This is a genomic window from Rhodococcus sp. NCIMB 12038, from assembly GCF_002165735.1.
In the GTDB taxonomy this organism is placed as follows: Bacteria; Actinomycetota; Actinomycetes; order Mycobacteriales; family Mycobacteriaceae; genus Rhodococcus_F.
The window spans coordinates 17,062-30,586 of the sequence record NZ_NHML01000055.1; the positions used below are offsets into that span (position 1 = coordinate 17,062).

Annotated in this window: 10 protein-coding genes; 6 read left to right on the forward strand and 4 right to left on the reverse strand. The window is 61.6% G+C overall.

Features of this window, described 5'->3' with window-relative positions:
- Window positions 1-7 precede the first annotated feature (7 nt).
- Window positions 8-376: a hypothetical protein gene (locus tag CA951_RS40595; RefSeq protein ID WP_087562235.1), complete on the forward strand. Its 369-nt coding sequence runs from the start codon at window positions 8-10 to the stop codon at window positions 374-376.
- A gap of 272 nt (window positions 377-648) precedes the next feature.
- Here CA951_RS40595 and CA951_RS40600 read toward each other — a convergent pair whose 3' ends face one another.
- Entirely contained in the window at window positions 649-1,170 is a 522-nt protein-coding gene (locus tag CA951_RS40600) for a flavin reductase family protein (protein ID WP_087562236.1), read from the reverse strand.
- A gap of 259 nt (window positions 1,171-1,429) precedes the next feature.
- On the opposite strand from CA951_RS40600, the gene CA951_RS40605 reads away from it, so the two are divergent.
- Entirely contained in the window at window positions 1,430-2,167 is a 738-nt protein-coding gene (locus tag CA951_RS40605) for a FadR/GntR family transcriptional regulator (RefSeq protein ID WP_256974290.1), read from the forward strand.
- 349 nt (window positions 2,168-2,516) lie between these two features.
- Here CA951_RS40605 and CA951_RS40610 read toward each other — a convergent pair whose 3' ends face one another.
- The gene (locus CA951_RS40610; protein ID WP_087562237.1) at window positions 2,517-4,271 is read right to left on the reverse strand and encodes an FAD-dependent oxidoreductase; all 1,755 of its coding nucleotides are present in this window, start codon (window positions 4,269-4,271) and stop codon (window positions 2,517-2,519) included.
- A 28-nt stretch (window positions 4,272-4,299) separates the two neighbouring features.
- The gene (locus tag CA951_RS40615; RefSeq protein WP_087562238.1) at window positions 4,300-5,505 is read right to left on the reverse strand and encodes an acyl-CoA dehydrogenase family protein; all 1,206 of its coding nucleotides are present in this window, start codon (window positions 5,503-5,505) and stop codon (window positions 4,300-4,302) included.
- A gap of 312 nt (window positions 5,506-5,817) precedes the next feature.
- Between CA951_RS40615 and CA951_RS40620 the strand changes: the two genes are divergently transcribed.
- From CA951_RS40620 to CA951_RS40630, 3 genes are all read left to right on the forward strand, one after another.
- Entirely contained in the window at window positions 5,818-6,729 is a 912-nt protein-coding gene (locus tag CA951_RS40620) for a cyclase family protein (protein WP_087562239.1), read from the forward strand.
- 401 nt (window positions 6,730-7,130) lie between these two features.
- Window positions 7,131-8,018 carry a nuclear transport factor 2 family protein gene (locus CA951_RS40625; protein ID WP_087562240.1) on the forward strand — a complete coding sequence of 296 codons (888 nt, stop codon included), beginning with the start codon at window positions 7,131-7,133 and terminating at the stop codon, window positions 8,016-8,018.
- Window positions 8,019-8,161: 143 nt separating this feature from the next.
- A complete protein-coding gene (locus tag CA951_RS40630; protein WP_087562241.1) occupies window positions 8,162-8,695 on the forward strand; it encodes a glutathione peroxidase in 534 nt (177 codons plus the stop codon).
- Window positions 8,696-9,356: 661 nt separating this feature from the next.
- On the opposite strand, the gene CA951_RS40635 is transcribed toward CA951_RS40630, so the two are convergent.
- Window positions 9,357-10,115, reverse strand: a complete 759-nt coding sequence (locus tag CA951_RS40635) for a FadR/GntR family transcriptional regulator (RefSeq protein WP_179220505.1) — start codon at window positions 10,113-10,115, stop codon at window positions 9,357-9,359.
- 1,479 nt (window positions 10,116-11,594) lie between these two features.
- Here CA951_RS40635 and CA951_RS40640 point away from each other — a divergent pair.
- Window positions 11,595-13,525 (forward strand): protein kinase (locus CA951_RS40640; RefSeq protein ID WP_179220506.1); only part of this gene is annotated, 1,931 nt, incomplete at its 3' end.

The window sequence follows — 13,525 nt, forward strand, 5'->3', positions numbered from 1 at the left end:
ATCGTGAATGAACCTGGTGGAGGTGTGGTTCGGGATCATCGAACGTCAGGCCATCCACCACGAAACCCTCGGTTCCGTCAAGGATCTGACCACCAAGAAGAAGTTCAAGAAGTTCCTCAACGCGATCGACAAGGCCGTCCCCGACGAGCTGGACGTGCATCTCATCTGGGACAACCTGGCCACCCGCAAGCGCCGGCAGTGGGCGACTGGCTGGCCAAGCACCCATGTTGTCGGCCACTTCGCCCCGACGGGGTCCTCCTGCGTCTATCAGGTCGAGCGGCGGTTCGCATCCCTGACCGATCAGCTGCTCCATCGTGGTGTACACAAAAGCGTTGCAGAACTGGAGAAAAACGTTCGAAACTGGATCAAGACCTGAATCGACGACCTGCAGCCGCTCGTCTGGCACAAGACCGCCGAGGAGATCCTCGATTCCCTCGCCAAATATCTCACGAATTCTGACGCGGGACCCTAATCTGCATCTCCCACGGCTGTCCTACGTCACCACACGAACCACCATGGTTTTCAACTTCTGAAGGTCTACGCGCTGCGTGGGCGTGCCTCTCGGCGGTTGCGGACTCCACACCGACGGCCAGTCCTTACCCGGCACCATTCGCTTCTTGCTCCCTCGGCACCTACTGTAACTGCCTGTCAAGCAGCGGTTTGTTTACCCCCGATAGCGACGAAGTCGCTGCAGTGGAAGACGAGCGGCAGGCGAGGCGTCACCACGTCGACGCTATGAACGTCCATGACTGCCAGGACGTGGTCACCTGCTTGATGTTCACTCCGAAGCGCGCATTCGAAGTACCCGACACCGCCACCGATTCGAATGGCATCGGAGTCGAACGCTGCGTAGTCAACATCTTTGAAACGGTCAGGTCCAGGAGCCGCCAGACTGCGCGCGATGATTCCCTGTGACTCGCTGAGGATGGTGACTCCGAGTCGCGGACGGTCCCGAAGCGTGTTCCAGGTCCGGGAGCCGTTCTGTAACGAGACCGCAACCAGCGGCGGATCCAACGAGACGGGAATGAATGTGCTGAGGACCGTTCCAACGGGTTCCTCGTCGACGAGAGCGCAAAGTGCGACCACGCCACTGGGGACGTGCCCGAACGACTTACGCAGCATTGATGCGTTGAATGCCATAGGCGTCTCGTGGCTTTCCATTGACTTCATCTCAACTCCCTTTGTAGTGATGTTGCTTCGGTCTTCGAACCACGTACACCTTCGATGGTGCTCCTTACCAGGGCCCCGCGGTCGTCGGTGACTACGTCCAATTTCTCTCGAACTCGGCTCCGGCGGCGTGATTCTATCCAAGAAAAATAGGTCCCTATTTCTTCCTGCGATTATCCGATTCGATGGTGTTCATGCGCTGTGTTAATCGACCGTATCGCGATCGCGGGCTGTCAAATAGAAACCTAATAAGGAGCAGGCGTTGCCCAATCAATCATTCGACGTGGTAGGCGACAAGGTGGGTACCTCCACAGCGGACAAGATTGCCCGGTGGATTGTCTCGGAGGGGTGGCCCGTCGGCATGTCCCTCGGGACTGAGACGGAGTTGATGAACCGATTTGTTGTGAGCCGTGGAGTGTTTCGTGAGGCAGTCCGGATTCTCGAACAGCAAGGCGTGGTCGAGATGCGGCGGGGTCGCGGCGGCGGTCTCCGAGTGAGCGCACCAAATGACGGTGGAATCGTCCAGGCGGCGACACGGTACTTGACATTCCGTCGGGTGCGTCCGGAACAACAACTCGAGGCGCGGATCGTAATTGAGCTCTCGCTGCTTCCGTTGATTATCGATCGAATGAATAACGAGAACGAACGTACACTTCGTGCCGCCCTGACTGACGAGTGCCTCGACCTGACTCATCCGGGTCCGCCACCCACCTCACACCACTACCGGGGATTTCACACGGTGCTCGCGTCGCTTGCCGGCAATCCGACTCTCGAACTCTATGCTCACGTGCTGGTGTCACTGGTTGCCGAGTCGTACTTCAAAGGAATCACCGATGTCGAGAGGCGGCGAGACCTCGTCGATCTGCACGACCGACACACACTGGTTGCCGAAGCCATTCTGGACAGGGACGTCGAGAGAGCAAGCCGTGAGCTCGAGAGAGACTTGACCCACACACTGGGGTTCTTCGCAGACGCACCAGAGCGCGGGCTCCGGACGTAGGTCGTCCACTGTGCGAAGAAAACGACGGCGTCGCGGAGCCAACAGAAGTGCCGGCCAACAGCACAAAGGTGAGTGCACAGGAAGCGCAAGCCCACATGGGTGGACAGACCACAGCGCGGACCGCGAATCAGGCGCAGCGGTGGACATGCGCGGCGTCAAGTCCACAGAGCGGCGCCGTCCTACCGTGTTGACACGGTAGGACGGCGATTCGTCGTGTCAATCCTGAGAGCACGCATGCGACGGTTTGTGGTCGTATTCCTACCATCGCTACGAGCCCAGGCTGTCGAGCGAAATTTTCAACGTTCGAGCACCGGCATCCAGCGTGGACGTCGTTTTGCCATCTGCGACATTACTCCGAGGTAGCGACGCTCTCCGAGGCACTGCAGGCAGCTATGGTGACTTCGTTCGCAATGTCGTTGGCGGCGACAAACCCAAAGGTCATCGTTGGGCTCAGGGTCGCCCCCGCCCCCGCATAGCTGTATCCCATCACCGAGGCAGTCGTGTTTCCGGTCGCGTACAACCCTCGAATCGGAGTGCCGTCAGCACGGAGTGCTCGGGCCCGTTCGTCAGTCACTAAGCCACCGTTCGTGCCAAAATCCGCCAGCGAAAGTTTGAAGGCGTAGAAGGGGCCGTCTTCGTCGAGCGGTGCGAGGTTGGGGTTCGGCAACCTGATATCACCGTTGTAGTTGTCGTAGATGCTCTCGCCCCGGTGGAAGTCCTCGTCCACGCCCTGCCTTGCCAACTCGTTGAAACGGTCGAACGTCTGTCGCAGTCTACTTCGGGGCACCCCGATCTTGACCGCAAGATCTTCGATGCTGCCAGCGGTCTCGACAGCGTCCGAATCCAGCCAACTTGCAGGCATCCGCCGGCCGGTCGGTGCAGGGGCGAAGGGGATCTTGGGCAGTGGGAGGTGACCGAAGATGACATACCGATTCCAGGAGCGGTGGTCGGTGATGAGCCACGATTCCATGCGGTCTGCCCCGGACTCATCGCTGGCCATCATCGCTCGCCCGAACTCGGAGTAGGGTGTCGCCTCATTGATGTAGCGCTTGCCGACTGAGTTCACGATGAACTGGGCAGGCATCATCCGCTCGTTGAGCGCGTGAATCGAGCCACCCGCGCGATGGACGTTGGGGTACCACCACGCGCTGTCCATCAATCCGACGTCTGCCCCCACTTGCTGGCCAGCGAGGATGCCATCTCCCGTGTTGGACGTGGTGCCGTAGCTGCGGGGAGATTCGAGGAAAGGGTGGAACTTCGCGCGCAACTCCGGGCTGTGGTCGAATCCACCGGACGCCAGGATGACACCACCTCGGGTTCGGACTCGACGGTCGGCACCCTCGTGTCGGACGACCGCACCGATGACTGAGCCGTCTTGGTCGGTAATGAGCGACTGTAAGGGGGAGGAAAGCCACATCTCGAGGTTCCGCTCACGGAAGGCAAGCATGAAGCGGGCCATGAGGGCCTGTCCGATGGCGACCTTCCGTTCCCCCAGCAATCGGGCACGAAGTGTGCGTCCGATCAACTTGAGGAACACCCCTTTGCCCTTCCACGACTGACGCAGACGATAGAAGTGGCGGAGCTCCTCGGGGGCAATCCACATTCCCTTCGGAGGTCCCGCGAGCGAGGGTAGTAGGGACTTTTCATCGGCGCCGAGCTCACGGAGATCGATCTGTCGGACGTTGATGACGCTTCCGTCCGACGAGCCGCCAGGGAGTTCGGGAAAGTAGTCCGGGTAGCCCGCCTTCCACATGAACTGCATACGGGAGCTGATTTTTTCGAGGAATTCCATCATCCGGGGTGCGTTGTCGACGAACGCGCGGATCCGCGCCTCACTCACCTCGCCATCGGTGAGGGTGCGCAGGTAGGTGACGACGTCCTCGGGTTCGATCGTGTGCCCTGCTCTGACCTGCGCAGGTGCGCCAGGAATCCACACTCCACCTCCGGATAGCGCGCTTGTACCCCCGAACTGGTCCGCCTTCTCGACAAGGAGCGGCTCCAGTCCGCGAGCCTTCGCCGCGAGAGCGGCAGTGAATCCACCAGCCCCCGAGCCGACCACGAGAATATCCACGGTTCGTTCGAAATCCGAATCCGTCTCACTCATCTGTCATACCTCCACGTTCTTGGGACGCTCACAGGTCCTGCCACATACGGACCAAGGACTTTCCAGCATCGACAGCGGTGATGTTGTCGATGAGGAGATGCTGGGTTACCACGTTTGCATCGCGGACCGCCCTACCCAGAGCGCTCGGGTTTCGGAACGCCTGGCTCGCGGCCCAGATGCGCGCAAATGAGATGACCTGCTCTAGTGCATGGTGAGCGTGCGTGGCAGAGTGCTGCATCCGAACCCGGATCTCGTCGGTGAGGTGCAGTTCCTCTGTTGCTTGTCGCTGTGCCTCAGCGCAGGTCGTGACGAGATAGGCGCGAGCGCTTTGGTACGCCGCGTCCGCCTTGGCGAACTCGAACTGGAACACGGGGTACTCGTCGACCGGCACGGGATATCCCCGCCGCGGCTTCCCACGGGTAATGACAGCAACTTCTCGGAGCGCCCTCCGCATGACTCCAAGTGCGACCGCCGCGTGGCCGGCGACAGCGAACGCGTCCTTGCCGATGAGGAAGATGCCCTCGCTACGAACCGGATCGATCGAGTACGCATCCATGACGCGACGGTCGGGAATGAACGCCTCCTCCACACGCATGTCATGGCTGCCGGTACCCTTCAGCCCAGTGACATCCCAATTGGGAAGAATGGTGACGGCGCCACGATCTGCAGCACCGAATCTGGTGATCTTCTTGCCGTTCGCGTCCAACACAGGGTCGCCGGCATCGTCGACTACGGCGAATCCGACACCGAACCAATCGGCGTGGGAACACCCACTCGCGAACGGCCACTGACCGGTCACGCGGAAGCCTCCCTCCACGCGAACTCCCTTGCCGCCGGGGAACGCATGGCCAATCGGGATGCCCTTCGTCGGGCCTCCGAACATCTCCCTCGGACCCTCTGCCGGCATGTAGCCAGTCATCAGGTAGGCCGCGACCGACGATGCCATCGTGATCCACCCGGTGGACGCGTCCGCGAAGGAGATCGCCTCGGTGACCTCGACAAAATCAAGGATATTTCCGGTTCCACCCTCGCTCGGCGGAAGTGCCGCCCAAAACAACCCGTCGCTGCGGAGCGCATCGACGACCTCTGGCGCGATCTTCCCCGTGCCTTCGATCTCGTCCGCGACACTCTCGATGGTCGGTGCGAGCTGGTGTGCCTTTTCGGCAAACGACCCACGGAGTGGCGGCGCGGACGCCTCGCGTGCTGTACCGCTCTCGAGCGTGCTCGATGACATGGAACTCTCCTCTACTTCGATGTCGACGCTGAATCACGCAGCTGGGCACTACAGTGTGACGGCGCAATTCGGCAATCCTGGTGTTGTGGCGCTGCCGCTGTGCGTGCCTTCCTGAGGCACACGCAACTGGCGATTCTGACAAACGGCCACGGGATACGGTCTATGTGATCTTGCGTCCGGCGTCGACTAGAGGTCAATCAAGCTCTCAAATAGGCCTCTATTTATAGCCCGCCCAGGAAGTATTTTGTACTGCAGACGCCGGTAGCTGTGAGGCATATTGGTGCGCTATTCGACCGATCGAGGAGGAAAAGAATGGGCCCGGAGGGCACAGGCTCAACGGCCTGGGGGCGTTGGGGCGAGGAAGATGAACGTGGAGCCCTCAACCTACTGACCCCGGAGCGGATCCTCGCCTCGATCGGTTCGATCAGTCACGGTCGGGTCTTCCCGCTCGGATTGCCTGTTCGACGGGACGGGGTGCCGTTCTTCGAGCGCCGAGGTGCCACACAGCGCCTCACCCTCTACAACGCCCAAGACGCAGACCAGTGGGCCGAGTCGGGTGCTCCTGCTGGTGCGGGGGCGAACGCCGACTTGTTGATCAGCCCGATGCACAATGGCACCCACATCGACGCGCTCGCCCACGTCTTTGACGACGGCAAGATCTACAACGGGTTCGCGAGCGAATCGTTCACAGTTGCAGGCGGCGCATCTCGTTGCGGTATCGACAAGATCGGCGGAATAGTCGGCCGTGCAGTGCTCCTCGACATTCCCGGCACCCAAGGCTTGCGCTACCTCGAACCGGGAACCCCCGTCACTGCGGAGATGATTGTTCAAGCAGAGAAGCGGCAGGGATCGTCAATCGGAGTTGGGGACATCGTGCTCCTGCACACCGGCTGGATGCGCTACTTCTTCGAAGAAACTGCGAAGGGGGCGAACGTGGACCTCGCCGTGCAACCTGGACTCGGGCCATGTGGAGGCGACTTGCTGATCGACCGTGACGTCGCGGCCGTTGGTGCCGACAACCTCGCCGTCGAAGTTATGTCCCAGCAGAGTCCCTTCATCGAACTTCATCGAAAACTGCTTGTCCGACACGGTATTACCTTTGTAGAGGGCCTCAACCTGCAAGAGGCGATCAGTGCGGAGGTGACAACCGGAATGCTCGTCATCGCGCCACTGATGATCTCGGGAGGCAGCGGCAGTCCCGTCAATCCGCTGCTCATCGTGTAGTGGGCGGCTACCGGCTGCGTCGTGAGGCAAAGAATTCGGCGGTCAGCGCGAGCAACGCCGCACATGATGGTACCCCCCTGCATGGGCTTCTGCAGTGCTATCGGATGCGTGAAATCCGATACCTGCCATGATAACCGACTGATGGCGCAGGAGTTCACGCCTCGTGAATGCCGGGCAATTACTACGCCTAGCGCCAATTCAGCTTGAGCCGGATCGTTGAAGTCGGGAATAATGCTGTGCAGGAGTATGTTTCGACAATCCGATGCAGCGTCGATGCTTGACAATCAGCCCGCTTGCGACGAGAGTGCTTGGTGCCGGTGATCCAGTTCACCCAAGCCATGGTGCCGGCCTTCCGATGCCGGTCGGGCGCAAGCTCGACTGAAGAGAGAAAGTAGTTTCCTATGACCAGCACTGTTGTCCGTGGTGACCGTTTGGCCGCAGCCGCCGATCAGCTCCGCGTAGCTGAGCAGATGCTTTTCGCGCAACAGCAGTCCGATCATCACATCGCCATCGAGATCACCGAGGACATCGACAACATCATCGGAACCTTGGCGGAGGAGGGTCCGTACGCCTACACCCTGATGGCGGAGACCCTCGAGGACGGACAGATTCGGCAGCGTCTCGTTCAGAGCCGGGACGGGATCCGCGAGTCGTACGTCGATCTCCACGACGCGGTCGGCCTGCGCAAGTGGACCTCGACGACGCAGTTCCTCTCGACCTGGTACAACTTCCACGCGGGGTGGGCCCAGGTGGAATCGAAGACCGATGGACAACGGTCCGACGTCGAGTCACTTGTCCTCTTCCCGACTATGGGCACCACTGGCATCACGGGAGAACTGTTCTGGCTTCGCGCAACCACCGGCGGCGACCGGCGGGAGGGCCAGTCTGTCGGCGAACTGCGTCTGGAATTGCTGAACGACCACGACGCGTACCTCGACGCCGCTCGGGCCGGTGACGTCGACGCGATGCTCGCTACGACGGCCACCGACGCGCAGGTCGGCATCCGGGACTACCTCAGCGACACACCCGGCTCGATGGTCGAACTCGACGGCAGTGCCGCGGCTGCGGACTACCTCCGTAAGTTCTTCGCCGCGTACAGGATCGAACGTATCGACGTCGTCCAGCGGCACGTCGAAGACTGGTATGTGTTCGCCGAGCTGCGCTGGGTTCTAACCTCCGCCGCCGACGGCAGCCGCTCGACGTTTCTCACCGCCGATTACGCCGAGATCGGCCCCGACCACAAGACCATCGCCCGCATCGGCCACGGAACGGAACAAGTCCAACTCTGACCGCACACTGGATCGATCAACCACCCGGCTCCGAGAGGGGCCGGGGCCGGGTGGTTGGGAGTCTCGAGAAGACTGCTTTCGTTCGACTTTGGACGTCGAACCTGACGGCTTGGCTCGGAACAACACGAATCATTGGAGATAACGTGAACGTCCACGACTATTCTGTCCGGACTGCTGAAGGCACCATCGAGAATCTGAGCGCGTACCGCGGCAAGCTGCTGCTGATAGTCAATGTCGCGAGCAAGTGCGGTTTGACCCCCCAGTACGAGGGGCTCGAGATCTTGAACCGAGAGTATTCTGGCCGCGGCCTTCAGATCGTCGGGTTCCCGTGCAATCAGTTCGGAGGCCAGGAGCCCGGTACCGACGCTGCTATTCAGGATTTCTGCCGCACGATCTTTGATGTGAAGTTCCCGGTCTATGCCAAGATCGATGTCAATGGCGACAACGCCGACCCCCTGTACGAACATCTTCGCTCGCAGGCTCCGGGAGACTTCGCTCCGGATGGAGGATTTCTTTACGAGCACGTGAGCAAGACTCGACCGGAGTCGATCGGCACCGACGAAGTTAAATGGAACTTCACGAAGTTCCTGGTCGACCGCGATGGTGGAGTCATCCGTCGATTCGAGCCGATGGTGACCCCTGAAGAAGTCGGCAGAGAAATCGGCGCTTTGCTCTAACCCCCGCTGTCGCGCGGCAGCAATACGCGACCGCGGACGGGGTTTTCGGCGTCGAGATAGTCTGTGCGAGAACGAATTCGTGGCTGCCACCCGCCGAGCCAGCGGACGACCGAGGTCCGGATGTCTTATTTCGAGGCGTCTGGCATCGGCAAGCCCCCACTGCAGCGGCGATCGATGTGCTACAGCGCTGTAGACGTGCAGTGATCAGGCGCGGTTCCCCAACGAAGTGCCTGTGGGCATGGGCCCTTCCTCATCAGGGGCGAAGGTGCTCGGCACCTTCGCCTACATCGCCGTGGGTTATGCCAAGGCGCAACGCCGGCATCGACAGCCGAATCCGTGCCGGACGCGCTGATAGGCAACTGCATTTCGGTCCGGCGTGCCGGGCGCAGGAGTCAAACAGCTGCTCGGAGGCGCGGTGAGTATGGTCTTGTCCGCGCCCTCCGTCTGAGAGCTAAATCGAGGTGTCGGAGCTCGGACTTCGAAAGGGACCGGCTCGCCAGATGCGACGTATCAACATGGCGCAGAACGGGTTGCTTAAGCGTAATCGAACTAGGCATGGGGGACGGACAGGGCTGCTCCGATCCCCGTGACCAGGGCGGCATGGTCGCAGAAGATTGCGCCCAGCGCGAACGGGTGCGCGCTGGGCGTCGTCGACTGAATCTTACTGCCAGTCGAGGATCTCCTCGTGTGCTTTGACCGGTGGGTAGTGACTCATGTGCTCAGCCATCAGCTGCTCGGCCTGTTCAGCATCACCACGAATGATCGCTTCTCCCAGTGGTATATGTTCGCTCATCAACCGCTTCCATGTCCGGGAGTGTTCCTGCTCAGACCGCCTTGGATTAAGGATGAATTGAAGTGAGACGCTGAGTGGGCCAAGCACGGGTTCGTGGCTGATGACTGCAACCAGGCGGTGGAACGCTAGACTTTCGGCTAGAAGGTCGCTTCCTCTCGGCCTCGGCTGGTCCGTTCGGTGGATTAGCTCAGCAAGCTGCTGGCGTTCGGCCTCGGTGGCGTTGAGGGCGGCCAGTCGTGCCAGTGTTGGTTCAATTGCCCGGCGGGCCGAGGATACGTCCGCGTAGGTCACTCGCCGAGACATGAAATGCAGCGACAACTGGCTGGCTAGGTTGCTGGTGTCGCTACGCCTGACCTTCGGGCCACCGCTACGCCCAGGCTTGATTGTGATCAAGCCATTGACCTCGAGGATCCGCAGTGCCTCTCGCAAGGTGGGGCGGCCGACGCGGTACTGCTCCAGCATCGCGGGCTCGGGAGGAAGTGAGGCCCCCTCGCTGAGGCCCCGCTGCACAATGTCGCGGACGATTGCTCGCGCAATTTGGCTCGCAACTTTTTCGCCGGACGCTCGTTCGATGACGAATCCCGTGGGGTCATCAGCCGGCAATGTGTCAGTGGGTGGTTCGGCCATGTCAATAATGGTAAGTGCCGAGCCGGCCACCGGGGCCTGGGCATCATGGGACGGTGTCATCTCTGCCTCGAGTTCTCTGAGTACCGTGAAGAGCCTCCGGCTCTGATGGAGACACCCAAAGCCCGCAAGAATGTTTCACGTAGTCGCACGGAAATACCCCGATGAGGTGCGCCAGCGTGCTGCCCTTGGCAGCAGAGGGCGAGTCCACGACGTGGGCGGTGCCCTCAAATTCATCGAGGACGGCTCGGTGTTTTCGGAAGCCGGCTGCGGGCACGAATTCGGGCCGGGCCGACCAGTAGGTTTAGGCGGGCGCCCACCGAACGGTACTCGGTATCTGATCGCAAAAGCACTTGTCGCTCGTCGCTCAGCGATGTCGGCGGCGTTCGTATGGCGGCATATCCGCTCCATACTGGCTCTACTCGACACCGTCGGCAGCCCGATGGCCGCTGTGGCGGGATTGGCGTCGGAGAGGATGCCGATAGCGCGCCCGGACTACTCGTGCGACCGCCCGGACTACTCGTGCGACCCACCGCCGGGGCGCGCCGAACCCGACTTCACCTACTACCGACTGGCTGGGATGTGTCTGGGTGCAGTCGTAGGAAGGCTTCTCACGGACGATCGGTCGGTGGCACGTAGCGAGGGTCGAAGACCTCATAGTGATTGCACCACTTGATGGTGGGTCTAGGACGACGTGCTCACGGAGGCAACCCGGTCGTCGGCAGTCTGATCCATCTCCGCGATGCGCGCTGCTGGATCGGACTCGACTGGTCGGAGCAGACCTGTGACTGTGAAGGTGACGGATGGGAGGGCCGTGAGGACGGAAGACGGCGTTTGCGGAGCGCCGGGACGGGGAGCGTGCGTCGGTGGGAGGTCTGCGAGGGGGCTGAGAGCCCGCGATACGGCCATCGGAGTGCGGCGTGTCGGCGCATGTTGCGCCTGACTAATATGCCGACTGCCGTGGGTCCGGCAGTCCACCTAGAGTGGGCCAAGATGCTGCCCAAGGTCCAGCTCAGCCACCATCGGGCGGAATCTGTAGGCACCGAGCGTGCGGAATCGCGTCGTTGACCGCCCAAGGCGCGTACGCATCGAACCTGGCCGCGATCGCCCAGTCGAAGCCTTGCAGATGGCAGGGTGCCCGGAGACGGCAACATCGGTCGCCGACGCCCGGTTGTCTGATTCCGTGCAGGACCAGTTTTCCGTAGCCACACCCCGCCGCGGCAGCAAGAAGGGGGTCGATGGCACAGCGGCCCGACTATCGACGTTCGACCCGCCGGCTCGCTCAGCCGAGTTGCGCAGGCATACGCGCAGGCAAGAGACTGAACGGGACAATTGGGCGAGGCAGGGAAGTAGCGACCCCACCCCGGTGCCGATCCGTTCGCCATAACGAAGCTTTGACGTAGCGGTGAGGCATAGCCTGGAGTCAGTGACGTTCATGCTCACTCCTATGCATGAATCGCGTGCTGTGAAGTTGACAAAGTGATGGATGAAGACGACCCGCTCAGGACGCAGAGGGCTGGAGCGGATATCGCATCGGACCTAAGGTCCGCAGGGTTCGACGATGCGTCCGAGATCGGTCGTGGTGGTTTCGGAGTTGTGTACCGATGCGTGCAGACCGTGCTCCACCGCCCCGTAGCGGTGAAGGTTCTCACCGCCGATGTCGGCGACCCGAACTGGAAACGGTTTCTGCGTGAAGAGCAGGTGATGGGCCAATTGACCGGGCACCCCAACATCGTGTCTGCCCTTCAGGTCGGGGTTACCGAAGGTGGTCGACCATTCATTGTCATGCCCTACCACGAGCGGGGTTCACTCGACGACCGGATCCGCCGTCACGGGCCGTTACCGCTGGAGGAGGTGCTTCGGCTCGGGGTGAGACTGGCCGGTGCGCTCGAGACCGCGCATCGGCTGGGGATCGTGCACCGAGACGTCAAGCCCGCAAACATCCTGCGCACCGACTATGGAGAGCCTGCGTTAACGGACTTCGGCATTGCGCGCATAGCAGGCGCGTTCGAATCGGCGACCGGTGTCATCACAGGCTCACCCGCATTCATTGCCCCCGAGGTCCTCAAGGGACAAGCACCAAGCCCCGCCGCCGACATTTATGGTCTTGGAGCCACTCTGTTTTGCGCGTATACCGGTCACGCCGTCTTCGAACGCCGCAGCGGTGAGCAGGTTCTGGCTCAGTTTCTGCGGCTAGCCACCGAACCCGCGCCGGGTTTGCGGGAGCAGGATCTGCCAGATGACGTCGCTGGCGCCATCGAACGCGCGATGGCGCGCGCACCCGAGGACCGGCAGGCAAGCGCCGCCGCGCTCGGCAGAGAATTGCGCGACGCCGAGCAGCGACACGGATATCCCGCGAGCGAGATGGCACTTCGTGACCCAGCAGACACCAAACCACCAGGCCGAACACCGACGCCACCTGAAAATCGGCCGAGGACGGCCAGCAGAATCCGGGGAGATTCGCCGCTGGAGCTCACCAGTTTCATCGGGCGCCGCAGTGAGCTGTCTGAAGCCAAGAACCTCCTGGGATCCTCTCGGTTGGTGACGTTGACCGGAATCGGGGGAGTGGGGAAGACCCGGTTAGCGTTGAAGGTCGCTGCGAGCGCACAGCGGGGCTTCGCGGACGGTGCCTGGCTCGTCGAGCTCGATGAAACTGTCGATCACTCACTGGTAATTGAGAAGGTCGCCGCAATATTCGGCCTGCGGGATCAGACCGCGAGACGTACCGAAGACGTCCTGGTGGAGTTCCTGTCCAGCCGCGAGGTGTTGTTGTTGCTGGACAACTGCGAGCAAGCTGTCGGCGCAGTTGCTGAGTTGTCCGCGACCCTGCTCCGGGCATGCCCTCGCATACGAATCCTGGCCACCAGCCGTGAGGCGCTCGGTGTCGGAGGTGAGGCGGTACTGCGAGTACCTCCGCTTACGGTTCCTGCCCCGGACCCACCTGCGATCCGCGGCTTGTCCCGTTTCGATGCGGTGGCGCTCTTTGTAGAGCGCGCCGCCACCATGGTGCCGACCTTCACCCTGAACGAAGACAACTACACCGCAGTGGCCCGGATCTGTCACCGACTCGATGGGCTGCCCCTGCCCATCGAATTGGCGGCGGCTCGACTGCGCGTGTTATCACCCGAGCAAATTCTCCAGCGGTTGTCGGACCGGTTCGCCCTACTCACACGAGGTAGCCGGAGTGCGCCATCACGGCAACAGACGCTACGGCTGTGCATCGACTGGAGTTACGACCTGTGCAACGCCGCCGAACAACTTGTTTGGTCCCGACTGTCGGTTTTTGTCGAGAGCATCGACCTCGACGCGGCGGAGCAGGTGTGCGGTGAGGGGCTGACATCGGAGGAACTACTCGACCTAGTGACCGCCCTGGTGGACAAGTCCATCTTGGTGCGGGAGGAGCACGGAACGGC